We start from the raw sequence: 25,572 nt of genomic DNA, 5'->3' as shown, positions 1-25,572 counted from the left end.
CAGAGGGAGTGACAAGTGTGTCGGGATTCGGATGGATTCGCTGATCACGGCGGCCGCGCGCGCGCTCGCGGCCGGTGACGCGCTCGGCGCGTTGAACCGCGTCGCGCTGCGCGACGATGCGCCGGCGCTCGCGCTGCGCGGGATCGCGCTCGCGCAGCTCGGCGATTTCGACCGTGCACGCTCGCTCGTGCGCGGCGCCGCACGCGCATTCGGCGCGAAGGAAGCGGTCGCGCGGGCGCGCTGCGTCGTCGCGGAAGCCGAGATCGCGCTCGCGTCGCGCGACCTGCACTGGCCGACGCGCGCGCTCGATGCGGCCTGCGCGACGCTCGACGCGCACGGCGACCGCGCGAACGCCGCGCATGCCCGCTATCTCGGCGTGCGCCGCTTGCTGCTGATCGGCCATCTCGACGAGGCCGAGCAGCTGCTCGCGCATCTCGATCCCGCGCCGCTGCCGCCCGCATCGCGCGCCGCCCATGAATTGATCGCGGCCGGCATCGCGATGCGCCGCATCCGCACGCACGCGGCCCGTGCGGCGCTGGACCGAGCACGGACAGCCGCCCGCGCCGCCGGCATCGCCGCGCTGACGGCCGAGGTCGACACCGCGGCGCGCGTACTCGACGCACCGGCCGCGCGGCTCATCGCGCGCGGCACGTCGCGGTTCGTGTCGCTCGACGAAGTCGAGACGCTGTTCGAGTCGAATGCGCTGGTCGTCGACGCATGCCGCCACACGGTGCGCGATGCGCGCACGACCGTGTCGCTCGCGCGGCGTCCGGTGCTGTTCGTGCTCGCCCGCGCGCTCGGCGAAGCGTGGCCGGCCGACGTGTCGAGAAACGCGCTCGTCGCCGCCGCGTTCCGCGCGAAACAGGCCGACGAATCGCATCGTGCGCGGCTGCGCGTCGAGATCGGCCGGCTGCGCGCGGTGCTGCGCCCGCTGGCGAACGTCGTCGCGACACCGCGCGGCTTCGCGCTCGAACCGCTCGGCGTGCGCGACACCGTCGTCCTCGCGCGCCCGGTCGACGATCGGCACGCGGCCGTGCTCGCGCTGCTCGCGGACGGCGAAGCGTGGTCCAGCTCCGCGCTGGCGCTCGCGCTCGGCGCCAGCCAGCGCACCGTGCAGCGCGCGCTGGATGCGCTCGCGGAAACCGGCAAGGTGCAGGCGCTCGGCCGCGCACGCGCGCGCCGCTGGATGACGCCGCCGCTGCCCGGATTCGCGACGACCTTGTTACTCCCGGTTGCGCTGCCGGGCGATTAGGATGGCCTCATCGAACCACGAGGTGACGAACATGAAACGCTCCACTGCGGACATCCTTCACGAGTACGGCCCGTTTCCGGGCGTCGACGGCGTGCACGGCGTCACGTTCGACGGGCAGCACGTGTGGTACGCGTCCGGCGACAAGCTGAATGCGCTCGACCCCGAGCGCGGCACGATCGTCCGTTCGCTCGACGTCGCCGCGCACGCGGGCACCGCATTCGACGGCCGCCACCTGTTCCAGATCGTCGAGGACCGCATCGAGAAGATCGACCCCGAATCGGGCCGCGTGCTCGCGACGATCCCGGCGCCCGGCGGCGGCGCCGATTCGGGGCTCGCGTGGGCGGAAGGCACACTGTGGGTCGGCCAGTACAGCGAACGCAAGATTCATCAGGTGGATCCGCAGTCGGGCGCCGTGCTGCGCACGATCGAATCGAACCGCTTCGTCACCGGCGTGACGTGGGTCGACGGCGAGCTGTGGCACGGCACGTGGGAAGCCGACCGGAGCGACCTGCGGCGCATCGATCCGCGCACGGGGGAAGTACTCGAGCAGATCGACATGCCGACCGGCGTCGGCGTGTCGGGGCTCGAATCTGACGGTCACGACCGCTTCTACTGCGGCGGCGGCAACAGCGGCAAGCTGCGTGCCGTGCGGCGCCCGGCGCGCACGCGTGCCGCCGGTGACGGCGCGGCGGCGACACCCGATCCGACAGAGGGCTGATTCGCCGCCCTGTCGAAACCGCTCCATGCCCCGAGTGCAGGAATGAACAAGACGCCGCCGCGACGGCATCGCTAAGATGCGCGCACCTCGGTCATTTGTTCGGAGCGGTCGATGCAGCGCGGCGTGGTGTACGGTGTCCTGGCAGGCGCCCTGTGGGGCATGGTGTTTCTCGTGCCGCGGCTGCTGACCGATTTCTCGCCGCTGCTGCTGAGCGCCGGCCGCTACACGATGTACGGCCTCGTGTCGCTCGTGGCCGCGCTGCCGGCCGCGCGCTCGCTGCTCGCCCGGCTGACCCGAGAGGATCTCGTCGCCCTCGTGAGACTCGCCGTCATCGGCAACGTCGCGTACTACATGCTGCTGTCCGGCGCCGTGCACCTGATCGGCATCGCGCCGAGTTCGCTGATCGTCGGCGTGCTGCCCGTGACCGTCACGCTCGCGGGCCTCGGCGACCAAGGCGCGATGCCGCTGCGGCGGCTTGCCGCCCCGCTCGCGCTGGTGATCGCGGGCATCGTCTGCATCAACGTCGATCTGTTTACGTCCGAAGCCGCGCACGCGACGACGCTCGCGCAGAAGCTCGCGGGCATCGCCTGCGCGGCGGGCGCGCTCGCGAGCTGGACCTGGTATGCGGTGGCGAACACACGCTACCTGCAGCGCCATCACCGCTTCGGCGGCAACGAGTGGTCGGTGCTGTGGGGTGTCGTGACGGGCCTGATCGGGGGGCTCTGCTGGCTGGCGATCCTCGGGCTGCCGGCCGGCGCCGTGCAGGCGGCCGTGCCCGCATCGCGCTGGCAGTTGTTCTGGCTGCTGAACCTCGTGCTCGCGATCGGCGCGTCGTGGCTCGGCAACGGGCTGTGGAACGCCGCGTCGAAGCGACTGCCGCTGACGCTGTCGGGTCAGTTGATCGTGTTCGAAACCGTGTTCGCGATGCTGTACGCGTTCGTGTACGACCGGCGAATGCCGCATGTGCTGGAGATCGCCGCGCTCGTGCTGCTGCTCGCCGGTGTATACGGCTCGGTACGAAAGCATGGCGACACGCCGGGCGGCGCGCCGACAAACGCAAACGCCGCGGCCCACTGAGCACCGCGGCGTTTGATCAGATCAATCGGAACGAACGGCGCGTCAGCGCGCGTCCTTGTGCATCCACTTGCGGCCCTCGATCGACCCGTCGCGGCGCGACTTGTCGACGCGCCGCTGGCGCGCGAGCTTCGGATCGACGATCAGCGGACGGTAGATCTCGACGCGATCGTGGTCGACGAGCGGCGTATCGAGCGGCGCGAGCTTGCCGTAGACGCCCGTCTTCGCGTGCGCGAGATCGATCTCCGGGTGCAGCGCCAGCACGCCGCTCGCGTCGATGGCCGAGCGCACGGTCGCGCCTTCGGGCAGCGACAGCGGAATCAGCGTCTGGCGGTCCGGCAGTGCATAGCAGACTTCGATCGACAGCATCGCGTCACCCCTTTCCGTAGCGCTGGTCCGCGCGCTTCACGAACGAATCGACGAACGTGTTCGCGATATGGCTGAACACCGGCCCGATGATCTTCTCGAGCAGGATGCTCGAAAACTCGTAGTGCAGCGCGAATTCGATCTTGCACGCATCGGCGCGCAGCGGGATGAAGCGCCACGAACCCGTGAACTTCTTGAACGGCCCGTCCGCGAACTCCATGTCGATGCGTGTCGGACGCTGCTGCGTGTTGCGCGTCGCGAAATGTTGCTTGATACCCTTGAAGTTGATGTCGATGCGCGCTTCCATTCCGCTCTCGTCCTGACGGCGAACCTCGACACCGCCGCACCAGGGCAGGAAATTGGGGTAGTCGGCCACGTCGGTGACGAGGTCGAACATCTGTTCCGCCGAGTGACGGATCAATACGGTTTTCTGGACATCTGCCATAAATCGCGCGGCATCGCTTAAAGTGGGAACGCCAAGCCGGGCGATTCCCGCCCCGCTTTGCTAAAATCGTCATTTTAAACGAGTTGGCCCGATCCTTTCATGAGCATCATCGACAACAGGAAAGCGCACTTCGATTATCACATCGAGGAACGCTACGAGGCGGGGCTCGTGCTCGAGGGCTGGGAAGTCAAGGCGCTGCGCGCCGGACGCGGCCAGATCAAGGAAGGCTACGTCGTGGTGAAGAACGCCGAGATCTTCCTGATCGGGACCCATATCAGCCCGCTGCCCGAAGCCTCGACGCACATCAAGCCCGACCCGGTTCGCACGCGCAAGCTGCTGCTGCACCGCGAGGAAATCAAGAAGCTGATCGGCAAGGTCGAGCAGCGCGGCTATACGCTCGTGCCGCTGAACTTCCACTACAAGGGCGGCCGCGTGAAATGCGACATCGCGCTCGCGAAGGGCAAGAAGCTGCACGACAAGCGCGAAACCGAGAAGAAACGCGACTGGGAACGCGAGAAGGCGCGCATCATGCGCGCCGGCACCTGACGCGCACGGCATTCAACGCAAACGACACGGCCCGCTCGAAGCGGGCCGTGTCGCTTTGGACTACCTGAATCGCGCGTCCGGTTTGCCCGGCTGCGCGACGATTCGTCGCACGACGATGCGCACGCGGCAGCCGCGCGCGCATCGCATCGGGCTCAGCCCTTCGCGCCGGACGCCGCCCCCGCGTTCTTGACGATCGTCAGCGCCGACGAGATCGCGGTGCCGAGATCCGACAGGTTCGACGGCACGATCAGCGTGTTGCCCTGCTTCGCGAGATTCGCGAACGCGCCGACATACTGCTCGGCGACCTTCAGGTTCACCGCGTCCATCCCGCCTTGCGACTGGATCGCGCTCGCGATCTTCTGGATCGCCTGCGCGTTCGCCTCGGCCACCGCCAGAATCGCGGCGGCTTCGCCCTGCGCCTGGTTGATCGCGGCCTGCCGTTCGCCTTCGGACTTCTGGATCGCGGCTTCACGCGCACCCGACGCGAGGTTGATCTGTTCCTGCTTGCGGCCTTCGGATGCGGCGATCAGCGCGCGCTTTTCGCGCTCCGCGGTGATCTGCGCCTGCATCGCGTGCAGGATTTCCTTCGGCGGCGTCAGGTCCTTGATCTCGTAGCGCAGCACTTTCACGCCCCAGTTCGCCGCTGCCTGATCGAGCGCCGACACGATGTTGTGGTTGATGAAATCGCGTTCCTCGAACGTCTTGTCGAGTTCGAGCTTGCCGACCACCGAGCGCAGCGTCGTTTGCGCGAGCTGCGTGATCGCCAGCACGAAGTTGCTCGATCCGTAGGACGCCTTCATCGGATCGGTTACCTGGAAGTACAGCACGCCGTCGACCTGCAACTGCGTGTTGTCGCGCGTGATACAGACCTGGCTCGGCACGTCGAGCGGAATTTCCTTCAGCACGTGCCGGTATGCGATGCGATCGACGAACGGCAGCACGATATTGAGACCGGGCGACAGCGTCGCGTGGTAGCGCCCGAAGCGCTCGAGCACCCATGCATGCTGCTGCGGCACGATCTTCACCGTCTTCGACACGATCACGATCGCGATGACGAGCAGGACAACCCAGATGATCAGCGAATCCATGAAATATTCTCTCCTTGTTGTATCAGCGGACGATCAGCCCGCGGGTTTCGCCACGACCACGAGGCAATTGCCGCGCACGGCGCTGACCTGGTACACGTGCGCATCGTCGCGCTCGCCGTGCGCGAGCTCGACGTCCCAGTCGGCGCCGCGATACTGCACGCGCGCGCGGCCGTCACGCCACGCATCGACCGTGACGGTCGAGCCGATATCGAGATTGACGTCGGGATTCGTCGACGTATCGCGCTTCTGCTTGCGGCCGAGCCCCGAGCGGCGCAGCGCGATCATCGCGACGATCGCGACCGCGGCCGCCGCACCGAACTGCACGTGCGGCGCGAAACCGGCCAGTTGCAACACACCGCCCGCGAGAAAGCCGAGCGCGATCATCAGCAGATAGAACGTGCCCGTCAGCAACTCCGCGACGACCAGCACGCCGACCCCGACCCACCAGAACAGATGCCCCGACATCATTGTGGTCTCCAGAAAAACGCCCCGATGCTCACTCTATTCGCTGCGTGCGCAACTGCACGCAGCGCTCGGCACACGCGAGATCGCCGTGCGTACCGACGAAAAAAAACACCCCGGTGCTTACCGGGGTGTTTATAGCACGAACCTTGCATTTTGCCTTCAACGAAAGCGCGGCGGACCGCCCTTTCGCCGAAGTTGCATGCCCGACCGTTACTTGCGGTTGGCGAGCGCCTGCCACGTATCGATGATCGTGTCGGGGTTCAGCGAGATCGACACGATGCCTTCGTCGGTCAGCCATTGCGCGAAGTCCGGGTGATCGGACGGGCCCTGGCCGCAGATCCCGACGTACTTGCCCATCTTGCGGCAGGTATCGATCGCACGCTTCAACAGGAACTTGACGGCCGGATCGCGTTCGTCGAAGTCGACGGCCAGCAGTTCCATGCCCGAATCGCGGTCGAGGCCCAGCGTGAGCTGCGTGAGGTCGTTCGAGCCGATCGAGAAACCGTCGAAGTGTTCCAGGAACTCTTCGGCGAGGATCGCGTTGGTCGGAACTTCGCACATCATCACGAGGCGCAGGCCGTTTTCGCCGCGCTTCAGGCCGAACTTCTCGAGCAGGCCGACGACGCGCTCCGCCTGCTTCACGGTCCGCACGAACGGCACCATGATCTCGACGTTGGTCAGGCCCATCTCGTCACGCACGCGCTTCAGTGCACGGCATTCCATCTCGAATGCCTGCGCGAAGTCGTCGGCGATGTAGCGCGACGCGCCGCGGAAGCCCAGCATCGGGTTTTCCTCGTCCGGCTCGTAACGCGAACCGCCGATCAGCTTCTTGTACTCGTTCGACTTGAAGTCGGACAGACGCACGATCACGGGCTTCGGATAGAACGCCGCCGCGATCGTCGCGACGCCTTCCGTCAGCTTGTCGACGTAGAACTGACGCGGCGACGCGTGGCCGCGCGCAACGCTCTCGACCGCCTTCTTCAGGTCCTGGTCGATGTTCGGGTACTCGAGAATCGCCTTCGGGTGAACGCCGATGTTGTTGTTGATGATGAACTCGAGACGCGCGAGACCCACACCGCCGTTCGGCAGTTGCGAGAAGTCGAACGCGAGCTGCGGGTTGCCGACGTTCATCATGATCTTGACCGGGATTTCCGGCAGTTCGCCGCGCTGCACTTCCGTGACTTCCGTCTCGAGCAGCCCGTCGTAGATCTTGCCTTCGTCGCCTTCCGCGCACGACACGGTGACGAGCGCGCCGTCCTTCAGCACGTCCGTTGCATCGCCGCAGCCGACGACCGCCGGCACGCCGAGCTCACGCGCGATGATCGCCGCATGGCAGGTACGGCCGCCACGGTTCGTGACGATCGCCGCCGCCCGCTTCATCACCGGCTCCCAGTTCGGGTCGGTCATGTCGGCCACCAGCACGTCGCCCGGCTGCACGCGTTCCATTTCCGACGGATCCTGGATCACGCGCACGGGGCCCGCGCCGATCTTCTGGCCGATCGCGCGCCCCGTCGCGAGCACCTGCGACTGGCCCTTCAGCTTGAAGCGCTGCTCGGCCTTGCCGCTCGCCTGGCTCTTCACCGTTTCCGGACGCGCCTGCAGGATGAAGATCTTGCCGTCGCGGCCGTCCTTGCCCCACTCGATGTCCATCGGACGCTGGTAGTGCTTCTCGATGATGACCGCGTACTTCGCCAGCTCGATCACGTCTTCATCGGTGATCGAGTAGCGGTTGCGCTGCTCGTGCGGCACGTCGACCGTCTTCACGCGGCCCGGCTCGCCCGGCTGCGTGAATTCCATCTTGATCAGCTTCGAGCCGATCGAGCGGCGGATGATCGGGTACTTGTCCTGCGCGAGCGTCGTCTTGAACACGTAGAACTCGTCCGGGTTCACCGCGCCCTGCACGACGGTTTCGCCCAGGCCGTAGCTCGACGTGATGAACACGGCGTCCTTGAAGCCCGATTCGGTATCGATCGTGAACATCACGCCGGCCGCGCCGACGTCCGAACGGACCATGCGCTGCACACCGGCCGACAGCGCGACTTCGGCGTGCGTGAAGCCCTTGTGCACGCGGTACGAGATCGCGCGGTCGTTGTACAGCGACGCGAACACGTGCTTCATGCGGTCGAGCACGTCATCGATGCCGACGACGTTCAGATACGACTCCTGCTGGCCGGCGAACGATGCGTCGGGCAGGTCTTCCGCGGTCGCGGACGAGCGCACGGCGAACGACAGTTCGGCCGGCGAGCCGTTCTTCAGCACTTCGAACTGCGCGCGGATTTCCTGCTCGAGGCGTTCCTGCAGCGGCGCGTCGACGATCCACTTGCGGATTTCGGCACCGGCTTCGGCGAGCGCCTTCACGTCGTCGATGTCGAGCGACTCGAGACGCTTGGCGATGCGATCGGTGAGGTCGTTGTGCTTGAGGAAATCGCGGAATGCGAGCGCGGTCGTGGCGAAACCGGTGGGTACGCGAACGCCTGCTTCGGAAAGCTGGCTGATCATCTCGCCGAGCGACGCATTCTTGCCGCCCACGATCTCCACATCGGTCATCCGCAACTGCTCGAACGGAATTACATACGCCTGGTCCTTTGCGACGTTTGCTGCGTTAGTCATACAAGCCCCTAAGTGTGAAAAAAATGCTCGATCGCGCAAGTGGGCTCGGACGCGGGCGCTTGCAAAAAGGCGCGGCGCGTCTTGCGCAACCTGTTAGATAAACACTCGCAGCGGCGAAAATATTCCGACCCGATTTGCAAAAATCCCGGCAGAAGGGCGATATTTGCAGACAAATCGCCAGACTTGCCGGGAATTCTTGAATCTCGCGGCCAAGTCGCGGACGCCGTTCGCGCCCCGCCCCCGCAATTGCTTATCCAACAGGTTGCCGCTATTCTACCGTGCCGGCTGCCGGATGTGGCGCGACCTTGTCACTGGGTCTGGAGGCACGCCTCCAGCCGCCCGCGCAACTGCCCTTCACGCTCGACGTCCAGATTCATGCTGCCTACCGTATTCATCGTCTCCGACGGCACCGGGATCACTGCCGAAACCTTCGCGCACTCGATCCTCTCCCAGTTCGACCAGAAATTCCGCCTCGTGCGCGTGCCGTTCGTCGACTCGCTCGACAAGGCCTATGCGACCGTCGAGAAGATCAACGAGGCCGCCGTGCACGACGGCCGCCGCGCGATCGTATTCACGACGCTGGTCGACAGCGAGTCGAACGACATCGTCAAGCGCTCGAACGCGCTCGTGCTCGACATGTTCCAGCGCTTCGTCGAACCGCTCGAGCAGGAACTGGAGCTCAAGTCGAGCCACGCGATGGGCCGCGGCCACCAGAACGCGGACACCGAGGAATACAAGACGCGGATCGAGGCGATCAACTTCTCGCTCGCGCACGACGACGGCCAGTCGAACCGCAACCTGTCGGAAGCCGACGTGATCCTCGTCGGCGTGTCGCGCAGCGGCAAGACGCCGACGAGCCTGTACCTCGCGATGCAGTACGGCGTGAAGGCGGCCAACTATCCGCTGATTCCGGAGGATTTCGAACGCGGCAAGCTGCCGTCGGCGCTGTCGCCGTACAGCGAGAAGCTGTTCGGGCTGTCGATCGACCCGCAGCGCCTGTCGGAGATCCGCAACGAGCGCCGGCCGGGCAGCAAGTACGCGGCGCCCGAGAACTGCCGCTACGAGATCAACGAGGCCGAGGCGATGATGCGCCGCGAAGGGATCAAGTGGCTGTCGTCGACGCACAAGTCGATCGAGGAAATCGCGACGACGATCCTGCAGGAAATCCGCCTCGACCGGCAGTCGTACTGAGCACGGGAGCGCAGGCCGCCGTCCGGCCGTCGCCGAAAACAACAAGGCCGCGTCGAACGCGGCCTTGTTTCGTTTTACCGCACATGCAACGCGTGCGGCGTCACGCCGGCCGCTGCTGCCGTACCTGCTCGAACAGGCACACCGCTGCCGCAGCAGCAACGTTCAGCGACTCCATCCCGCCCGGTTGCGGAATCGTCACACGATGCGTGGCCGCGTCGCGCCAGAACGCCGACACGCCGGCGCCTTCGTTGCCGAACACCCAGGCGACGGGCCCCGACAGGTCGCAGTCGTAGACGGCCTGCGCGCCATGCGAGTCGGTCAGCGCAACCGGTACGTCGAGGCGTTCGGCCAGCGCCGCCGCTTCGACGTCCTCATGGATCGACAACAGGAAATGCGCGCCCATGCCCGAGCGCAGCACCTTCGACGACCACGCGTAGGCCGTCCCCGGCGCGCAGAACACGTGACGCACGCCGGCCGCCGCCGCGCTGCGCAGGATCGAGCCGACGTTGCCGGCATCCTGCACGCCGTCGAGCACGACCGACGTGTGCGTCACGCGTTCGGGCAGCGGTTGAGCCGGCCGGTCGACCAGCAGCAGGAAGCCGACGCCGTTGACGACATTCGACAACTGCCCGAACAACGCGTCCGGCAGCGTGACGATCCGCTGCGCGTCGATGCGCGCGACGATCGCCTGCGCGTCGGCATGGCCGAGCGCCCCTTCGGTCGTCACGCACAGTTCGGGCGTCGCGTCCGTATCGAGGTACGCGCTCGCGAGGTGGAAACCTTCGAGCAGCGCCTGGCCGCTGCGGCGCTGCTGAGGCGTCGAACCCGCGAGCGCCTTCAGGCGCTTGTACAGCGGGTTGTCGCGGGAAGTAATGCTTTTCATCGAATCAGGTCGAGCGCCTCGCGCACGGGGGCAAACGAGCGCCGATGCACTTCGCACGGGCCGTGCTCGCGCAGCGCGGCAAGATGTTTCGGCGTGCCGTACCCGGCATGCACGTTGAAGCCATACACGGGGAAACGCTCATGCAGGTCGACCAGCATCCGGTCGCGCGTGACCTTCGCGAGGATCGACGCGGCCGAGATGCTCGGCACGAGCGCGTCGCCGCTGACGATCGCCTCGGCACGCACCATCAACGTCGGGCAACGGTTGCCGTCGATCTGCGCGAGCGTCGGCAGCACCGACAGCCCTTCGACCGCCCGTTTCATCGCGAGCATCGTCGCATGCAGAATGTTCAGCGTATCGATCTCGTCGACGCTCGCCGACGCGACGCAGTACGCGCGCGAACGCGCGACGATCAGGTCGTACAGCATGTCGCGCTTTTTCGCGGACAGCGCTTTCGAATCGTCGAGCCCGTCGATCGGCTGCGCCGGATCGAGAATCACCGCGGCGGCCACCACCGGCCCCGCGAGCGGGCCGCGGCCGGCTTCGTCGACGCCGCAGACGATCTCGTCCGGGCGGCTGAAATCGAAACCGCCCTGTACGTCGCTGGTCGCGCGGCGGCGCGGTGCACGGACTGCCGTCATGCGCGCCCCTTGCGTTGTTCGAGCACGCGCACGACGGCCTCGGCCGCCTTCGCGGCCGTGTTCTGCCGCAGCGACAGATGCATTTCGGTAAACACTTCGGTCAGCGTACGGCGGTTCGCGTCGTCGCGCAGTTGCGTGAGCGTCGCATCGGCGAGCGCCTCGGGCGTCGCGAAATGCTGCAGCAGCTCCGGCACGACGAAGCGCCCCGCCAGGATGTTCGGCAGGCCGACATACGGCAGGTAGCCCTGCCGACGCATGATCTGCCCGGTCAGCCAGGGTACCTTGTACGAGATCACCATCGGCTTCTTCAGCAGCGCGGCTTCCAGCGTGACGGTGCCGCTCTTCACGAGGATCGCGTCGGCGGCCGTCATCGCGACCTGCGAACGGCCGTCGGTGATCGTCAGCGCGAGCTGCGGATGGGCGTCGACGAGCGGCTGCAGCAATTCGCGCAGCGCGGGCGTCGCGGCCGGCATCACGAATCGCACGCCGGGCTCGCGCTGCTGCATCAGCGCCATCGCAGCGAAGAACGTCGGGCCGATCAGCGCGATCTCCGAGCGCCGGCTGCCCGGCAGCACCGCGATCACGGGGCCGTCGGCCGGCAGACCCAGCGCGATGCGCGCGCCGTGCGTGTCGGGTTCGAGCGGAATGTCGTCGGCCAGCGGATGGCCGACGTACGTCGATGCGACGCCGGCCTTGTCGAGGATCGCCGGTTCGAACGGGAACAGGCACAGCATGTGATCGACGGACTTCGCGATCTTCTTGATCCGGCCGCCGCGCCACGCCCAGATCGACGGGCACACGAAGTGGATCGACGGGATACCCGCGTCGCGCGCCGCCTGTTCGACGCTGAAGTTGAAATCGGGCGCGTCGACGCCGATGAACGCGTCCGGCCGTTCGGCGAGCAACTGGCGCTTCAATTCGCCGCGAATCCGCAGGATCTCGGGAATCTGGCCCAGCGCCTCGACATAGCCGCGCACGGTCAGCTTGTCCATCTGCCAGTGCGAGTCGAAGCCCTGCGCGATCATGCGCGGGCCGCCGATCCCGTAATACTGCGCCGCGTCAGGCAGCCGCTCGCGCAGCCCGCCGAGCAGCGACGCCGCGAGCAGGTCGCCCGACGGCTCGCCGGCCACCATCGCGAGCCGGAGCTGATGGGTGGTGAGCGGCATCGCTTAGCGGATGATGCCGCGTTGCGACGCGTCGATGAACTCGACCAGCGCCTTCACCGGTGCATCGCCGTCGCCGCCCGCTTCCGCGAGCTCGCGCAGTTGCACCTTCGCTTCCTCGAGCGACAGGCCGTTCTTGTACAGCAAGCGGTACGCGCTGCGCAGCGCCGAGATCGCGTCGGCCGAGAAGCCGCGCCGGCGCAGCCCTTCGACGTTGATCCCGTGCGGCTCGGCCTTGTTGCCCGCCGCGATCACGAACGGCGGGATGTCCTGCACGAGCGCCGACGCGCCGCCCAGCATCGAATGCGCGCCGATGCGCACGAACTGGTGCACGCCCGACATGCCGCCGACGATCGCGAAATCGCCGATCTCGACGTGGCCGGCCATCTGCGCGTTGCTCGACAGGATCACATTGTTGCCGACGCGGCAGTCATGACCGATGTGCACGTAGGCCATGATCCAGTTGTCGTCGCCGAGCGTCGTCACGCCGACGTCCTGCACGGTGCCCGTGTGGATCGTCGTGAATTCGCGGATCGTGTTGCGGTTGCCGATCACGAGCTTCGTCGGCTCGTCCTTGTACTTCATGTCCTGCGGACGGCCGCCGACCGACGCGTAATGGCCGATGCGGTTGTCCTCGCCGAGCGTCGTATGGCCTTCGATCACGCTGTGCGAGCCGATCGTCGTACGCGCGCCGATCGTGACATGCGGGCCGACGATCGCGTACGGGCCGATCTCGACCGATTCGTCGATCTGCGCGCCCGGCTCGACGATCGCGGTAGGATGAATCCTGGTCATGCGCCGTTGCCTCTCGATATGATGTGTCGCGTTGCTCGCGTTATGTTTTCCATGCGTGCCGCGTCGCTCAGGGCGCCGCGTCGGCCGTCTTGACCGTGCACATCAGTTCGGCTTCCGCCGCCACCTTGCCGTCCACTTCCGCCACCGCCTTGAACTTCCAGATGCCGCGGATGTAGCGCTCGAACGTCACGTTCAGGATCAGCTGGTCGCCCGGTTCGACCACGCGCTTGAAGCGCGCGCCGTCGATCCCGACGAAGTAATACAGCGTGTTCTCCGGATCCTTCGGCTGCTCTTCCGCGAACGTCAGCAGCGCCGCGGCCTGGGCGAGCGCCTCGAGGATCAGCACACCCGGCATCACCGGCCGCTTCGGGAAATGCCCCTGGAAGAACGGCTCGTTGATCGACACGTTCTTCAGCGCTTTGATCCCTTTGTGCGGCTCGAGTTCGAGCACGCGGTCGACGAGCAGAATCGGGTAGCGATGCGGCAGCAGCGTGAGGATCTTGTGGATGTCGAGATTGATTTTTTCAGTGCTCATGATGGTTCGTCTCACGCAGAGGCTGCGCGGTGGTGATGCAAAGGCTGAAGCGGGCCGCCGCGCGGCCCAGTCTGGCAAACCGGGCCGGTTGCGCTGGCCGTGCCCGGTTCGTGGTCTCGCATGATGGGCTCAGGCGCCCGCGCCGCCCTGGGCGGCGAGCGCGGCTTCGAGCGCCTTGATGCGCTCGCGCAGCTTGTCGAGGTTGCGCACGAGCGCGGCGCTCTTGTTCCATTCGCCGTGGTCGACGGCCGGGAACGCGCTGGTATAGATGCCGGCCTTCGGCAGCGACTTCGATACGCCCGACTTCGCGGTGATGATCACGTAGTCGCCGAGCGTCACGTGGCCGGCGATCCCGGCCGCGCCGCCGATCATGCAATGGCGGCCGATCGTCGTGCTGCCGGCGATGCCGGCGCTGCCGGCGATCACCGTGTACGCGCCGATCCGGCAGTTGTGGCCGATCTGCACCTGGTTGTCGATCTTCACGCATTCCTCGATGACGGTATCCGCCATCGCGCCGCGATCGATCGTCGTGTTCGCGCCGATTTCGACGTCCGGGCCGATCGTCACGCCGCCGACTTGCGGGATCTTGACCCAGCTGCCGGTGCGTGCGTCGCCGTCGCCGACGAAATCCGGTGCGAAGCCGAAGCCGTCGGAGCCGATCACGGCGCCCGCATGAACGATCGCGCGCGGGCCGATCTTGCAGCCGTGGTACACCGATGCGTTCGGATAGAAATGCGAGCCGGCGCCGATCGTCGTGCCGCGGCCGACGAAGACGTTCGCGTCGAGCTGCACGCCGTCCTCGATCACCGCGCCGGCCTCGACCGTCACGTGCGGGCCGATCACCGCGGTCGCGGCGACCTGCGCGGCCGGATCGATCGTCGCGCTCGGATGCACGCCGGCCGCGCGCGGCGGCGTGGCGAGATCGATGAACATCTGCGCGACGCGCGCGAAGTACGCGTACGGATTCGGCGTCACGATGAAGTTGCGACCACCGGCGGCCGCGCCCAGCTTTTCCAGATCCTTCGGCGCGATCAGCACCGCGCCGGCGCGGGTCGTCTCGACCTGCGACAGGTACTTCGGGTTCGCGAGGAACGCGAGCTGCTGAGGGCCGGCCTGGTCGAGCGGCGCGAGGCCGCTGACCGTGCACTGGGCGTCGCCGGCGATCTCGCCGCCGAACCGCTTTACGAGTGCCTCAAGCGTCAATGCCATTCGTCGTCTGCTCCGTTCAGTTCGTCGAGCCGGACGCGAGCGCCTTGAGCACCTTGTCGGTGATGTCGATGCGCGGGCTGACGTACACGGCTTCCTGCACGATCAGGTCGTAATTCTGCTGCTCGGCGATCTGCTTGATGACCTTGTTCGCCCGTTCCAGCACGGCCGCCAGCTCTTCGTTGCGACGCTGGTTCAGGTCTTCGCGGAACTCGCGCTGCTTGCGCTGGAAGTCGGTGTCGAGCTGCGCGAGATCGCGCTGCTTCTGCGCACGATCGGCCGCCGACAGCGACGTGCCGTTCTTGTCGAGCGAATCGGACATCGACTTCAGGCGCGCTGCGAGGTCCTGCAGATCCTTGTCACGCTTCGCGAACTCGGCTTCGAGCTTCGTCTGCGCCGCCTTCGCGGGCGCCGACTCGCGCAGGATCCGATCCGAATTGACCGCCGCGATGCGGGCGACGTCCTGTGCGTGCACCGTTGCCGCGCCCAAGGCCAGCGCAACGGTCAGCGCGCACATCACTCGTTTCGAAAACTTACCGGTTAGCAAAATTACCCTCTCGTTGCTGTTGTCATGCGTTCGGTCAGAACGCCGTCCCGATCTGGAACTGGAATTTCTGGTACTGGTCGCCTTCGTGCTTCTGCAGCGGGAAGCCGAGGCTCAGCTTCAGCGGGCCGATCGGCGAGATCCACGCGAGACCCACACCATAGCCGTAGCGCAGGCCGTTGGCGCCCGTACTCGTGCCGCCCGGCGCATTGCCCCACACGTTACCGCCGTCGAGGAACGTGAACACGCGCAGCGTGCGGTCGTAGCCGGTGCCCGGCAGCGGGAACGTCAGCTCGATGTTCCCGACCAGCATCTTCGAGCCGCCGATCGGGTCGTTCGTCTTCGTGTCGCGCGGGCCCAGCGAGCTCGGCTCGTAGCCCCGCACGGAGCCGATACCGCCCGCGTAGTAGTTCTTGAAGATCGGGTACGGGTTGCCGATACCGTTACCGTAGCCGCCTTGCAGGTTCAGGCCCAGGATGAAGCCGCGCGAGAACGAATAGTAGTACTGCGCCTGCAGGTCGGCCTTGTAGTACTGGATTTTGCCGACCGGCACGCCGTACTCCATGTTCGCCTGCGTGAAGTAGCCGCGGCTCGGAATCAGCGCGCTGTCACGCGCGTCGCGCGACCATGCGACCGTCAGCGGCACCGTGTTCGACACGCGGCCGAACTCGTTCACGTAATCCTGGTAGCTCTGCGGCGTGTTCGAATCGACGTCGAGGCGGTTCTGCTCGAAGCCCGCGCCGAAGTAGACGGTGTCGACTTCCGAGAACGGAATGCCGAACTTCAGGTTGCCGCCCGCGCTGATGATCCGGAAGCTCGAGCTCGTCGAATAGTAGAGCGGCTGGTACGTGCGGTAGAAGACGTCCGTGATCCGCTTGATGCCGTCGACCGTGAAGTACGGGTCGACCTGCGTGACGGTCAGCGTACGGTAGCTCTTCGCGGTGTTGACGTTCACCGACAGGCTCGTGCCGGAGCCGAACACGTTGTCCTGCGACACGCCGGCCGACAGCACGACCTTGTCCGTCGACGAGAAGCCGGCACCCAGCGTGATCGCGCCGGTCGGCTTTTCGTCGACCTTCACGTTCACGTCGACCTGGTCGTTCGTGCCTTCGACCGGCACCGTCGTCACGTCGACGTTGGTGAAGTAACCGAGGCGGTTCACGCGGTCCTTCGACAGCGCGAGGCGGTTCGAGTCGAACCACGAGCTTTCGAGCTGGCGCATTTCGCGGCGCACCACTTCGTCGCGCGTGCGCGTGTTGCCGACCACGTTGATGCGGCGCACGTACACGCGGCGGCTCGGATCGACGACGAGGTTCAGGTTCACCTTGTGGTTCGCCTGGTCGATGTCCGGCTGCGCGTTGACGGTCGCGAATGCGTAGCCGTATTCGCCGAGCTTGTCGACGATCGACTTGGTGGTCTGCTGCAGCTTTTCGGCCGAGAAGCGGTCGCCCGGCTTGATCTTGATCAGCTTGTTGAGTTCGGCCTCGCGATCGAGCAGGTTGCCCGACAGCTTGATGCCCGACACCGTGTACGGCTCGCCTTCGTGCAGCGTGACCGTCAGGTACATGTCCTTCTTGTCCGGCGAGATCGACACCTGGGTCGACTCGATATTGAACTCGAGGTAGCCGCGGTTCAGGTAGTAAGAGCGCACGGCCTCGAGGTCGCCGGTGAGCTTTTCCTTCGAGTACAGGTCGTTCTTCGTGTACCAGGAGAACCAGTTCGGCGTCGACAGCTGCATCTCGTCGCGCAGCGTGCTGGTGCTGAACGCCTTGTTGCCGATGAAGTTGATCTGGCGGATCTTCGCGCTCGGGCCTTCGGCCACCGCGAACAGGATCGACACGCGGTTCGCGTCGACCGGCGTGACCGTCGTCTTGACCTCGGCCGCATAGAAGCCGCGCGTCAGGTACTGGCGCTTGAGCTCCTGCTCCGCCTTGTCGACGAGCGCCTTGTCGTAGTAGCGGCCGTCGGCCAGGCCGACCGCGCGCAGCGCCTTCGTCAGGTTGTCCTTGTCGAATTCCTTCGTGCCGGTGAAGTCGATCGACGCGATGGCCGGACGCTCCTGCACCTGCACGATCACGACGTTGCCCTGCGTGGCGATGCGCACGTCGTTGAAAAAGCCCGTCGCGTACAACGCGCGGATTGCTTCGGATGCCTTGTCGTCCGTGAAGGTATCGCCCTGCTTGATCGGCAGATAGGCGAATACCGAACCCGCTTCGACGCGCTGCAGCCCCTCGATCTTGATGTCTTGCACCACGAACGGTGCCGCTGCATGCGCCGCGAGGCCGTGCGCGGCGAGCGCGGCCGCTGCAACTGTCTTAGGTACAAAGCGATGAGGTTTGAACAACATGCATCCCCAATATTTAGCTGCATCAAATCAGGCGGCTGACCCGCGGCCGCCGCCTGACGCTTCAGAAATGGATTAACCGAGCCAGATCGTTGAACAGCGCGATCGCCGACAACGCGACGATGCAGATCAACCCGGCTCTTTGCAGAATCAGCTGCCAGCGCTCCGAGACGGCTTTCCCGGTCGCGGCTTCAACCGCATAATATAACAGATGCCCCCCGTCCAAAACGGGAATCGGCAACAAGTTCAGGACGCCAAGGCTAATGCTGACAAGGGCGAGGAACGACAGGAACGCCGACGGACCGAGCCGCGCGCTCTTGCCTGCGTAGTCGGCGATCGTCACCGGGCCGGACAGGTTCTTCAGCGACGCGTTGCCCGTGATCATCCGCCCGAACATCTTCAGCGAATACACGGAAATGTCCCACGTGCGGTGCGCGCCGAGCCGCAGGCTCTCGATCGGCCCGTAACGCACGTCCACCGACGGCGCGTGCATCGACAGCGCCGCGCCGATCCGGCCGACCTGCTGCCCCGATTCGTCGTCGCGCTGCATCTGCGGCACGATCGACACCGTCTGCGCGGCGCCGTTGCGCTCGATCCGCAGTTCGAGCGGCTGGCCCGCATGGTGCTTCACCGCGTCGATGAAGCGCGACGCGCCGCCGATCGGCCTGCCGTCGAGCGCGACCAGCTTGTCGCCGACCTTCAGGCCGGCCTGCTCCGCCGCGCTGCCCGGCTGCACCGACGCGACCGACAACGTGCCGCCGCCGGCCTCGAAGCCCAGATGGACCATGAAGTCGTCGTCGAGCTGGCTGTCGGGGACGTTGCGGAGATCGACGCGGAAATCGAAGGTCGCATTGCCGTCGCGCGCGCCGAGCACGACCTCGCGATGGTCGAACGCGGCCGACAGCAGCTTCCAGCGCAGGTCCGACCACGATCGCACCGGCTCGGACTCGCCGCCCTGCGCATTGCGGATCGACACGACCGTCTCGCTGCCGTCGAAGCCTGCACGGGCGGCCGCCGTACCGGCGGCCGGCGACGCGACGATCGCGGCCGGCTCGGTCACGCTGGTCGCGAATACGACGGAAAACAGTGCGATTGCCAGCAGGAAGTTCGCAATCGGCCCGGCCGCGACGATCGCGATGCGCTTGTAGACCGACTGGCGGTTGAATGCCTGCCCGAGCTCGTCGGTCGGAATGCCGCCCGGGCCCGGATCGCGCTCGTCGAGCATCTTCACGTAGCCGCCGAGCGGTAGCGCGGACAGCGTCCACTCGGTGCCCGTCCTGCGGCTGACCCAGCGCGCGACGGGCTGGCCGAAGCCGATCGAGAAACGCAGCACCTTCACGCCGCACCAGCGCGCGACGCGATAGTGTCCGTACTCATGCACGACGACCAGTACGCCGATCGCCACCGCAAACGCGACCAGCTCGACCAGCACGTTCATGAGCACCTCATTCAGACCGTACGCTCCACGCGTGGCGCAGGCGCTTTTGCAATGATCGCGGCGGCGAGGCGGCGAGCCTCGGCATCCGCCGCGAGGACGTCGTCGAGCCCGTCGGGCGCGCGGTTCGGCAGCGCGTTGAGCACCGCGTCGACCGTCGCCGCGATCGCCATGAAGCCGATCCGGCGCTCGAGAAAGGCTTCGACCGCCACTTCGTTCGCCGCGTTCAATGCGGCGCTCGCGATACCGCCTTCCTCGAGGGCCTTCAGCGCGAGCGCGAGGCACGGGAAGCGCGCGTAATCGGGCTTCTCGAACGACAGCTGGGCGATCTGCGCGAGGTCGAGCTGGTCGACACCCGCGTCGACGCGCTCGGGGAACGCGAGCGCGTGGGCGATCGGCGTGCGCATGTCGGGGTTGCCGAGCTGCGCGAGCACCGAGCCGTCACGGTACGACACGAGCGAATGGATCACGCTCTGCGGATGGATCAGCACGTCGATCCGGTCGCCCGGCAGCCCGAAGATCCAGTGCGCCTCGATCACCTCGAGGCCCTTGTTCATCATCGTCGCGGAATCGACCGAGATCTTGCGGCCCATCACCCAGTTCGGGTGCTTGCACGCCTCGTCCGGCGTCACGTCGACGAGCGTCGCCGGTTCGCGCGTGCGGAACGGGCCGCCCGATGCGGTCAGGATGATCTTCGAGATCCCGCCGTGCTCGGCCGCGTCGCGCGGCATGCACTGGAAGATCGCGTTGTGTTCGCTGTCGACCGGCAGCAGGATCGCGCCATGGTCGCGCACGGCGTCCATGAAGATCGCGCCCGACATCACGAGCGCTTCCTTGTTCGCGAGCAGGATCCGCTTGCCGGCGCGGGCGGCCGCCAGGCTCGGCGCAAGGCCGGCCGCGCCGACGATCGCCGCGACCACCGTATCGCAGCCGTCGCTCTTCGACACGTCGACGAGCGCCTGCGGCCCGTGCAGCACGACCGTCTTGCTGCCCGCCGCGCGCAGTTTCGCGTCGACGTGCGCGGCCGTCGCGGCATCGCCGACCACCGCCACTTCGGGCGCGAAGCGCAGACACTGCTCGACGAGCTTGTCGCCGTTGCGGTGCGCGGTCAGCGCGTAGACCGAGAAGCGCTCGGGGTGGCGCGCGACCACGTCGAGCGTGCTGTCTCCGATCGAGCCCGTGGAACCGAGCAATGTCAGTCGTTTTTGCATAACAGAAATAATGGTTTAACCAAGCAGCAGCATCGCGAGCGGCAGCACCGGCAGCAGCGCGTCGACACGATCGAGCACGCCGCCGTGGCCCGGCAGCAGTCCGCTCGAATCCTTCACGCCCGCCTGCCGCTTCAGCAGCGACTCGAACAGGTCGCCGATCACGCTGTACGCGACCAGCAGCGTCAGCGCGGCCCACGCGCCGGGCATCCCGTAGCGCGCGGCGAATGCAGAAAACAGGGTCGGTTCGAATGCGTGCACGGCCATCGCGACGCCGCCGACGACCATCACCGCGAACCAGCCGCCGATCGCGCCTTCCCAGCTCTTGCCGGGGCTGATCGTGATGGCCAGTTTACGCTTTCCGAAGGCCTTGCCCGCGAAGTATGCGCCGATATCGGCCAGCCAGACGACCAGAAGCAGCGACAGCACGAACGGCACGCCCTGCGCGCGGGCGGCGACGAGCGCGTGCCAGCAGGCGGCGAACACGACGAGGCCGGCGGCCAGCAGGAACGGCCGCCACATGCCGCCAGCGAGCGTGGGCTTGCGCCGCAGCGCGAACGGGCCGGCCAGCAGCCAGAACACGCCAGCCGCCATGAAAAGGGGACGGGACGAAGCCGCATCGACGCCGAGCGGCGCGGTGGCCGCGAGCGCGAGCGCCGCGACGCCCGCATAGACGATCGGCGCGGCGCCGCCGAGCTTCAGCAGGCGCGCCCATTCCCACGCGGCGAACACGAGCACGACGCCGATCAGCGCACCGAACCCGGCGAGCGGCGCGAACAGCGTCACCGGCAGCAGCACCGCCAGCATCACGATCGCCGTGATCACACGGGTTTTCAGCATGAAAGGGAGTCGGCGTTCTGCGATTGCGGTTCGAGCTGCGCACTCGTGCGCCCGAAACGGCGCTCGCGCTCGGTATACGACGCCAGCGCGTCGGCCAGTGCCGCGCCGTCGAAATCCGGCCAGTACTTGTCGGTGAAATAGAATTCGGCGTACGCGAGCTGCCACAGCAGGAAGTTGCTGACGCGCTGCTCACCGCCGGTGCGGATGAAGAGATCGGGCTCCGGCGCGTACGCCATTGCCAGGTGCGGCGCGAATGCGTCCTCGGTCACTTCGACCTCGCGACCTTCGCGCACGGCCTGCTCGACGAGTTTCTTCGTCGCCTGCAGGATGTCCCACCGGCCGCCGTAGTTGGCCGCGATGGTGAGCGTCAGACGGGTATTGCGCGCCGTCTTGGTTTCGGCGCGGCGAATCAGCTCGCGGATGCGCGGCTCGAAACGGTCGAGATCGCCGACGACGCGCAGGCGGATCCCGTTCGCATGCAGCTTGCCCACTTCGCGCTCGAGCGCGGTGATGAACAGCCGCATCAGGAACGACACTTCGTCGTTCGGCCGGCGCCAGTTTTCCGAACTGAACGCAAACAGCGTCAGGTATTCGACGCCGGCGCGCGCGCAGCCTTCGACCACCGCCCGCACGGCATCGACGCCGCGGGTATGCCCCGCGACGCGCGGCAAGCGGCGTTCGGTCGCCCAACGGCCGTTGCCGTCCATGATGATCGCGATGTGACGCGGCACGACGCCGACGTCAGGCACGCGAACGGTAGAGCTGGTATAGGTCATGGCCGTTGAGACAGTAATGCGGGAAGAAGGCGGCGCGCGAGGACGGTCGTCAGACCGTCATGATCTCGGCTTCCTTGCTCTGCACGAGCTTGTCGACTTCGGCGACGTGCTTGTCGGTCAGCTTCTGCACGTCGTCGCTCGCACGGCGCTCGTCGTCTTCCGAGATTTCCTTGTCCTTCACGAGCTTCTTCAGCGCTTCGTTCGCGTCGCGGCGCAGGTTGCGGATCGCGACCTTGGCCGTTTCGCCTTCGCTCTTCACGACCTTGGTCAGCTCGCGGCGGCGCTCTTCCGTCAGCGCGGGCATCGGCACGCGGATCAGGTCGCCGGCCGTCGCGGGGTTCAGGCCCAGATCGGCTTCGCGGATGGCCTTCTCGACCTTCGCGACCATGTTCTTCTCCCACGGCTGCACGCCGATCGTGCGCGCGTCGACGAGCGTCAGGTTCGCGACCTGCGAGATCGGCACCATCGAGCCGTAGTAGTCGACCTGCACGTGATCGAGCAGACCGGTGTGTGCACGGCCCGTACGGATCTTGGCCAGATCGTTCTTGAACGCTTCGATCGAGCGCTGCATCTTTTGCTCGACGCCCTTCTTCACATCAGCGACACTCATTTCAACCTCCGAACCTTCAAACCTTCAAAGAACGCGGGCCCCGCCCGGCGCATGTCGCGCGCCGCGGCCGGCAACCCGCGCCGTTCGCCCGCATCCGCGGGAGTTTACACGTGGACGAGCGTACCTTCGTCCTCGCCCAGCACGATGCGCTTGAGCGCGCCCGGCTTGTTGATCGAAAACACGCGAATCGGCAGCTTCTGGTCGCGGCACAGCGCAAACGCCGTCGCGTCCATCACCTGCAGGTTGCGGCTGATCGCCTCGTCGAAGCTGATCGTCGTGTAGCGCGTGGCCGACGGATCCTTCTTCGGATCGGCAGAATATACGCCATCGACCTTGGTCGCCTTCAGCACGACTTCCGCGCCCACTTCCGAGCCGCGCAGCGCGGCGGCCGTATCCGTCGTGAAGAACGGGTTGCCGGTGCCGGCCGCGAAGATCACGACGCGGCCTTCCTCGAGCTGGCGGATCGCGCGGGGCCGGATGTACGGCTCGACGACCTGATCCATGCGCAGCGCGGACTGCACGCGCGCCTCGATGCCGGCGTGGCGCATCGCGTCCTGCAGCGCCAGCGCGTTCATCATCGTCGCCAGCATCCCCATGTAGTCGGCCGTCGCGCGGTCCATGCCGGCCGCGCCGCCCGCGACGCCGCGGAAAATATTACCGCCACCGATCACGACCGCGAGCTGCGTGCCGAGACGCACGACTTCGGCGATATCGGCCACCATCCGTTCGATCGTCGCGCGATTGATGCCGAAGGCATCGTCGCCCATCAGCGCTTCGCCGGAGAGTTTGAGGAGGACGCGTTTATAGGCATTGGACATAGGGGCTTCCGAGCGACGAGAGGATGACAACCACGAACTGTAGGGGCGAAATACTGATTCGGGCAAGCGCCGACGACCGGACCGGGGTTCCCGGCCGGCCGGCGGCGGCGCCGGCCGCGGCGGAGCGGACGCCCGCCGCGGGTACTGCTGACTGCTTACTGCTGCTTGGCTGCTGCGACTTGCGCGGCCACTTCGGCGGCGAAGTCGTCCTGACGCTTCTCGATGCCTTCGCCGACGACGAACAGCGCGAACTTCTGCACCGTCGCATTCGCCGCCTTCAGCATCTGCTCGATCGTCTGCTTGTCGTTCTTCACGAACGTCTGGTTCAGCAGCGACACTTCCTTCAGGTACTTCTGGACGCTGCCGTCGACCATCTTCGCGACGATTTCAGCCGGCTTGCCCGATTCGGCAGCCTTCTGCTCGGCGACGCGGCGTTCCGTGTCGATCAGTTCCGCCGGCACGTCGGCCGACGACAGCGCGACCGGCTTCATCGCGGCGATGTGCATCGCGACGTCCTTGCCGACCTGCTCTTCCGCGCCCGTGTACTCGACGATCACGCCGATACGCGCGCCGTGCAGGTACGTCGCGATCTTGTTCGCGGTTTCGAAACGGACGAAACGGCGGATCGACACGTTCTCGCCGATCTTGCCGATCAGCGCGAGACGCACTGCGTCGACGGTCGAGCCTTCGAGCGGCAGCGCCGACAGCGCGGCCACGTCGGCCGGGTTCTGCGTCGCGACAAGTTCCGCGACCGTCTTCGAGAACGCGAGGAAGTCGTCGTTCTTCGCGACGAAGTCGGTTTCGCAGTTCAGTTCGACCAGCGCGCCTGCGTTGCCGCCGACGAACGATGCGACGACGCCTTCTGCCGTCACGCGCGATGCGGCCTTGCTCGCCTTGTTGCCGAGCTTGACGCGCAGCAGCTCTTCAGCCTTGGCCAGATCGCCGTCGGCTTCCGTCAGCGCCTTCTTGCACTCCATCATCGGTGCGTCGGTCTTCGCGCGCAGTTCTGCCACCATGCTTGCGGTAATTGCCGCCATCATTCGCTCCTTGAGTCTGTATTCACAACGCCGCCCGCTTGGACGCGAACGGCCGAGATTCGTTTCCGGACCCGCGCCGATTCGGCGCGATCAGGTCCGGCGCACAAGCTTAAAAAAAGGGGGCCTGTTGAGAGCCCCCTTTTTGCGCCGGCTCGGGGCCAGTTACGCGTTTTCCTCGACGTACTCGTCGTCGCCGCGTGCGGCCTGGACCACTTCGTTGACCGCGTTCGCACGGCCTTCGAGGATCGCGTCGGCCACGCCTTCGGCGTACAGCGCGACTGCCTTGCTCGAGTCGTCGTTACCCGGGATCACGTAATCCACACCTTCCGGCGAGTGGTTCGTATCGACCACGGCGATGACCGGCACGCCCAGCTTGTTCGCTTCCGTGACGGCAATCTTGTGGTAGCCGACGTCGATGACGAAGATCGCGTCCGGAATGCCGCCCATGTCCTTCACGCCGCCGATCGACTTCTGCAGCTTGGCGATTTCGCGTTCGAACAGCAGCGCTTCCTTCTTGCTCATCTTCTCGGTTTCGCCCGATTCGACGGCCGCTTCCATGTCCTTCAGGCGCTTGATCGATACCTTCAGCGTCTTGAAGTTGGTCATCATGCCGCCGAGCCAGCGTGCGTTGACGTACGGCATGCCCGCACGTTGCGCTTCCTGGGCGATCGTGTCACGCGACTGGCGCTTCGTGCCGACGAACAGGATCGTGCCGCGGTTCGCTGCCAGCTGGCGCACGTACTTCTGTGCGTCCGTGAACATCGGCAGCGTCTTTTCGAGGTTGATGATGTGAATCTTGTTGCGGTGACCGAAAATGAACGGAGCCATCTTCGGGTTCCAGAAGCGCGTCTGGTGACCGAAGTGGACACCCGCTTCCAGCATTTGGCGCATCGTAACTGCCATGTAAATTCTCCACGAGGGTTGGGTCTTAAGCCGGCTGCCGTACCGCCGCGCGAACCTACCCGGAAGGGCGGGAATTCCG

26 protein-coding genes are annotated in these 25,572 nt (G+C 66.3%); 5 read left to right on the top strand and 21 right to left on the bottom strand.

Annotated features, from left to right (window positions below):
* The first annotated feature begins 31 nt into the window (after window positions 1-31).
* The 3 genes from HWX55_RS22980 (at window position 32) to HWX55_RS22970 (ending at window position 3,047) form a co-directional block, all read left to right on the top strand.
* Window positions 32-1,252 carry a helix-turn-helix domain-containing protein gene (locus tag HWX55_RS22980; RefSeq protein WP_175977389.1) on the top strand — a complete coding sequence of 407 codons (1,221 nt, stop codon included), beginning with the start codon at window positions 32-34 and terminating at the stop codon, window positions 1,250-1,252.
* A 31-nt stretch (window positions 1,253-1,283) separates the two neighbouring features.
* On the top strand, window positions 1,284-1,970 hold the full coding sequence (locus tag HWX55_RS22975; RefSeq protein WP_175977388.1) for a glutamine cyclotransferase: 687 nt from the start codon (window positions 1,284-1,286) through the stop codon (window positions 1,968-1,970).
* A 111-nt stretch (window positions 1,971-2,081) separates the two neighbouring features.
* Complete coding sequence (locus tag HWX55_RS22970) at window positions 2,082-3,047, top strand: DMT family transporter (RefSeq protein WP_175977387.1); 966 nt, start codon at window positions 2,082-2,084, stop codon at window positions 3,045-3,047.
* Between the two features lie 42 nt (window positions 3,048-3,089).
* On the opposite strand, the gene HWX55_RS22965 is transcribed toward HWX55_RS22970, so the two are convergent.
* Window positions 3,090-3,413, bottom strand: a complete 324-nt coding sequence (locus HWX55_RS22965) for an RnfH family protein (RefSeq protein ID WP_034207647.1) — start codon at window positions 3,411-3,413, stop codon at window positions 3,090-3,092.
* 4 nt (window positions 3,414-3,417) lie between these two features.
* Window positions 3,418-3,855: a type II toxin-antitoxin system RatA family toxin gene (locus HWX55_RS22960; protein ID WP_006478512.1), complete on the bottom strand. Its 438-nt coding sequence runs from the start codon at window positions 3,853-3,855 to the stop codon at window positions 3,418-3,420.
* Between the two features lie 99 nt (window positions 3,856-3,954).
* Between HWX55_RS22960 and smpB the strand changes: the two genes are divergently transcribed.
* Window positions 3,955-4,401 (top strand): SsrA-binding protein SmpB, encoded by a 447-nt coding sequence (gene smpB, locus HWX55_RS22955; RefSeq protein ID WP_006478511.1) that lies wholly within the window; start codon window positions 3,955-3,957, stop codon window positions 4,399-4,401.
* A 152-nt stretch (window positions 4,402-4,553) separates the two neighbouring features.
* Here smpB and HWX55_RS22950 read toward each other — a convergent pair whose 3' ends face one another.
* From HWX55_RS22950 to ppsA, 3 genes are all read right to left on the bottom strand, one after another.
* Window positions 4,554-5,489, bottom strand: a complete 936-nt coding sequence (locus HWX55_RS22950) for an SPFH domain-containing protein (protein WP_050012889.1) — start codon at window positions 5,487-5,489, stop codon at window positions 4,554-4,556.
* A gap of 33 nt (window positions 5,490-5,522) precedes the next feature.
* Entirely contained in the window at window positions 5,523-5,957 is a 435-nt protein-coding gene (locus HWX55_RS22945) for an NfeD family protein (protein WP_089488565.1), read from the bottom strand.
* A gap of 207 nt (window positions 5,958-6,164) precedes the next feature.
* Complete coding sequence (gene ppsA, locus HWX55_RS22940; RefSeq protein ID WP_175977386.1) at window positions 6,165-8,564, bottom strand: phosphoenolpyruvate synthase; 2,400 nt, start codon at window positions 8,562-8,564, stop codon at window positions 6,165-6,167.
* Window positions 8,565-8,939: 375 nt separating this feature from the next.
* Here ppsA and HWX55_RS22935 point away from each other — a divergent pair, with 375 nt between their 5' ends.
* Window positions 8,940-9,755, top strand: coding sequence for a pyruvate, water dikinase regulatory protein (locus HWX55_RS22935; protein WP_006483812.1), 816 nt, complete (start codon window positions 8,940-8,942; stop codon window positions 9,753-9,755).
* Window positions 9,756-9,855: 100 nt separating this feature from the next.
* On the opposite strand, the gene HWX55_RS22930 is transcribed toward HWX55_RS22935, so the two are convergent.
* From HWX55_RS22930 to rpsB, 16 genes are all read right to left on the bottom strand, one after another.
* Window positions 9,856-10,638 carry an RNA methyltransferase gene (locus HWX55_RS22930; RefSeq protein WP_175977385.1) on the bottom strand — a complete coding sequence of 261 codons (783 nt, stop codon included), beginning with the start codon at window positions 10,636-10,638 and terminating at the stop codon, window positions 9,856-9,858.
* Window positions 10,635-11,279 (bottom strand): ribonuclease HII, encoded by a 645-nt coding sequence (rnhB, locus tag HWX55_RS22925; RefSeq protein ID WP_175977384.1) that lies wholly within the window; start codon window positions 11,277-11,279, stop codon window positions 10,635-10,637. The genes HWX55_RS22930 and rnhB overlap by 4 nt, the downstream gene beginning before the upstream one ends.
* Entirely contained in the window at window positions 11,276-12,445 is a 1,170-nt protein-coding gene (gene lpxB / locus HWX55_RS22920; RefSeq protein WP_175977383.1) for a lipid-A-disaccharide synthase, read from the bottom strand. The genes rnhB and lpxB overlap by 4 nt, the downstream gene beginning before the upstream one ends.
* Window positions 12,446-12,448: 3 nt before the next feature.
* Window positions 12,449-13,237 (bottom strand): acyl-ACP--UDP-N-acetylglucosamine O-acyltransferase, encoded by a 789-nt coding sequence (gene lpxA, locus HWX55_RS22915; RefSeq protein WP_050012895.1) that lies wholly within the window; start codon window positions 13,235-13,237, stop codon window positions 12,449-12,451.
* 67 nt (window positions 13,238-13,304) lie between these two features.
* Window positions 13,305-13,772 carry a 3-hydroxyacyl-ACP dehydratase FabZ gene (fabZ, locus tag HWX55_RS22910; protein WP_006495559.1) on the bottom strand — a complete coding sequence of 156 codons (468 nt, stop codon included), beginning with the start codon at window positions 13,770-13,772 and terminating at the stop codon, window positions 13,305-13,307.
* A gap of 129 nt (window positions 13,773-13,901) precedes the next feature.
* Window positions 13,902-14,981: a UDP-3-O-(3-hydroxymyristoyl)glucosamine N-acyltransferase gene (gene lpxD, locus HWX55_RS22905; protein ID WP_124637760.1), complete on the bottom strand. Its 1,080-nt coding sequence runs from the start codon at window positions 14,979-14,981 to the stop codon at window positions 13,902-13,904.
* 16 nt (window positions 14,982-14,997) lie between these two features.
* Window positions 14,998-15,495 carry an OmpH family outer membrane protein gene (locus tag HWX55_RS22900; protein ID WP_048248617.1) on the bottom strand — a complete coding sequence of 166 codons (498 nt, stop codon included), beginning with the start codon at window positions 15,493-15,495 and terminating at the stop codon, window positions 14,998-15,000.
* 64 nt (window positions 15,496-15,559) lie between these two features.
* A complete protein-coding gene (gene bamA, locus HWX55_RS22895; protein WP_050012897.1) occupies window positions 15,560-17,869 on the bottom strand; it encodes an outer membrane protein assembly factor BamA in 2,310 nt (769 codons plus the stop codon).
* Window positions 17,870-17,930: 61 nt separating this feature from the next.
* The gene (gene rseP / locus HWX55_RS22890; RefSeq protein ID WP_175977382.1) at window positions 17,931-19,304 is read right to left on the bottom strand and encodes an RIP metalloprotease RseP; all 1,374 of its coding nucleotides are present in this window, start codon (window positions 19,302-19,304) and stop codon (window positions 17,931-17,933) included.
* Between the two features lie 11 nt (window positions 19,305-19,315).
* On the bottom strand, window positions 19,316-20,512 hold the full coding sequence (locus HWX55_RS22885; RefSeq protein ID WP_050012899.1) for a 1-deoxy-D-xylulose-5-phosphate reductoisomerase: 1,197 nt from the start codon (window positions 20,510-20,512) through the stop codon (window positions 19,316-19,318).
* Window positions 20,513-20,527: 15 nt separating this feature from the next.
* Window positions 20,528-21,349 carry a phosphatidate cytidylyltransferase gene (locus HWX55_RS22880; RefSeq protein ID WP_175977381.1) on the bottom strand — a complete coding sequence of 274 codons (822 nt, stop codon included), beginning with the start codon at window positions 21,347-21,349 and terminating at the stop codon, window positions 20,528-20,530.
* Window positions 21,343-22,125, bottom strand: coding sequence for a polyprenyl diphosphate synthase (uppS, locus tag HWX55_RS22875; RefSeq protein ID WP_034188847.1), 783 nt, complete (start codon window positions 22,123-22,125; stop codon window positions 21,343-21,345). The genes HWX55_RS22880 and uppS overlap by 7 nt, the downstream gene beginning before the upstream one ends.
* A 49-nt stretch (window positions 22,126-22,174) precedes the next feature.
* Window positions 22,175-22,735: a ribosome recycling factor gene (frr, locus tag HWX55_RS22870; RefSeq protein WP_006752152.1), complete on the bottom strand. Its 561-nt coding sequence runs from the start codon at window positions 22,733-22,735 to the stop codon at window positions 22,175-22,177.
* A gap of 104 nt (window positions 22,736-22,839) precedes the next feature.
* The gene (pyrH, locus tag HWX55_RS22865; RefSeq protein WP_006402648.1) at window positions 22,840-23,553 is read right to left on the bottom strand and encodes a UMP kinase; all 714 of its coding nucleotides are present in this window, start codon (window positions 23,551-23,553) and stop codon (window positions 22,840-22,842) included.
* A gap of 155 nt (window positions 23,554-23,708) precedes the next feature.
* Window positions 23,709-24,590: a translation elongation factor Ts gene (tsf, locus tag HWX55_RS22860; protein WP_011549541.1), complete on the bottom strand. Its 882-nt coding sequence runs from the start codon at window positions 24,588-24,590 to the stop codon at window positions 23,709-23,711.
* 162 nt (window positions 24,591-24,752) lie between these two features.
* Window positions 24,753-25,493 (bottom strand): 30S ribosomal protein S2, encoded by a 741-nt coding sequence (gene rpsB, locus HWX55_RS22855; protein ID WP_006758564.1) that lies wholly within the window; start codon window positions 25,491-25,493, stop codon window positions 24,753-24,755.
* Window positions 25,494-25,572 lie beyond the last annotated feature (79 nt).

This window comes from Burkholderia sp. BCC1047 (assembly GCF_902833155.1).
Lineage (GTDB): Bacteria > Pseudomonadota > Gammaproteobacteria > Burkholderiales > Burkholderiaceae > Burkholderia > Burkholderia sola.
Note: the sequence above shows the minus strand (reverse complement) of the source record. Positions and strands in the feature narration are given on the sequence as shown.

Bases quoted from the DNA above. Each gene is read 5' to 3' on its own strand.
- HWX55_RS22980 (WP_175977389.1), top strand. From the start codon at position 32: ATGGATTCGCTGATCACGGCGGCCGCGCGCGCGCTCGCGGCCGGTGAC.
- HWX55_RS22975 (WP_175977388.1), top strand. From the start codon at position 1,284: ATGAAACGCTCCACTGCGGACATCCTTCACGAGTACGGCCCGTTTCCG.
- HWX55_RS22970 (WP_175977387.1), top strand. From the start codon at position 2,082: ATGCAGCGCGGCGTGGTGTACGGTGTCCTGGCAGGCGCCCTGTGGGGC.
- HWX55_RS22965 (WP_034207647.1), bottom strand. From the start codon at position 3,413: ATGCTGTCGATCGAAGTCTGCTATGCACTGCCGGACCGCCAGACGCTG.
- HWX55_RS22960 (WP_006478512.1), bottom strand. From the start codon at position 3,855: ATGGCAGATGTCCAGAAAACCGTATTGATCCGTCACTCGGCGGAACAG.
- smpB (WP_006478511.1), top strand. From the start codon at position 3,955: ATGAGCATCATCGACAACAGGAAAGCGCACTTCGATTATCACATCGAG.
- HWX55_RS22950 (WP_050012889.1), bottom strand. From the start codon at position 5,489: ATGGATTCGCTGATCATCTGGGTTGTCCTGCTCGTCATCGCGATCGTG.
- HWX55_RS22945 (WP_089488565.1), bottom strand. From the start codon at position 5,957: ATGATGTCGGGGCATCTGTTCTGGTGGGTCGGGGTCGGCGTGCTGGTC.
- ppsA (WP_175977386.1), bottom strand. From the start codon at position 8,564: ATGACTAACGCAGCAAACGTCGCAAAGGACCAGGCGTATGTAATTCCG.
- HWX55_RS22935 (WP_006483812.1), top strand. From the start codon at position 8,940: ATGCTGCCTACCGTATTCATCGTCTCCGACGGCACCGGGATCACTGCC.
- HWX55_RS22930 (WP_175977385.1), bottom strand. From the start codon at position 10,638: ATGAAAAGCATTACTTCCCGCGACAACCCGCTGTACAAGCGCCTGAAG.
- rnhB (WP_175977384.1), bottom strand. From the start codon at position 11,279: ATGACGGCAGTCCGTGCACCGCGCCGCCGCGCGACCAGCGACGTACAG.
- lpxB (WP_175977383.1), bottom strand. From the start codon at position 12,445: ATGCCGCTCACCACCCATCAGCTCCGGCTCGCGATGGTGGCCGGCGAG.
- lpxA (WP_050012895.1), bottom strand. From the start codon at position 13,237: ATGACCAGGATTCATCCTACCGCGATCGTCGAGCCGGGCGCGCAGATC.
- fabZ (WP_006495559.1), bottom strand. From the start codon at position 13,772: ATGAGCACTGAAAAAATCAATCTCGACATCCACAAGATCCTCACGCTG.
- lpxD (WP_124637760.1), bottom strand. From the start codon at position 14,981: ATGGCATTGACGCTTGAGGCACTCGTAAAGCGGTTCGGCGGCGAGATC.
- HWX55_RS22900 (WP_048248617.1), bottom strand. From the start codon at position 15,495: ATGTGCGCGCTGACCGTTGCGCTGGCCTTGGGCGCGGCAACGGTGCAC.
- bamA (WP_050012897.1), bottom strand. From the start codon at position 17,869: ATGTTGTTCAAACCTCATCGCTTTGTACCTAAGACAGTTGCAGCGGCC.
- rseP (WP_175977382.1), bottom strand. From the start codon at position 19,304: ATGAACGTGCTGGTCGAGCTGGTCGCGTTTGCGGTGGCGATCGGCGTA.
- HWX55_RS22885 (WP_050012899.1), bottom strand. From the start codon at position 20,512: ATGCAAAAACGACTGACATTGCTCGGTTCCACGGGCTCGATCGGAGAC.
- HWX55_RS22880 (WP_175977381.1), bottom strand. From the start codon at position 21,349: ATGCTGAAAACCCGTGTGATCACGGCGATCGTGATGCTGGCGGTGCTG.
- uppS (WP_034188847.1), bottom strand. From the start codon at position 22,125: ATGACCTATACCAGCTCTACCGTTCGCGTGCCTGACGTCGGCGTCGTG.
- frr (WP_006752152.1), bottom strand. From the start codon at position 22,735: ATGAGTGTCGCTGATGTGAAGAAGGGCGTCGAGCAAAAGATGCAGCGC.
- pyrH (WP_006402648.1), bottom strand. From the start codon at position 23,553: ATGTCCAATGCCTATAAACGCGTCCTCCTCAAACTCTCCGGCGAAGCG.
- tsf (WP_011549541.1), bottom strand. From the start codon at position 24,590: ATGGCGGCAATTACCGCAAGCATGGTGGCAGAACTGCGCGCGAAGACC.
- rpsB (WP_006758564.1), bottom strand. From the start codon at position 25,493: ATGGCAGTTACGATGCGCCAAATGCTGGAAGCGGGTGTCCACTTCGGT.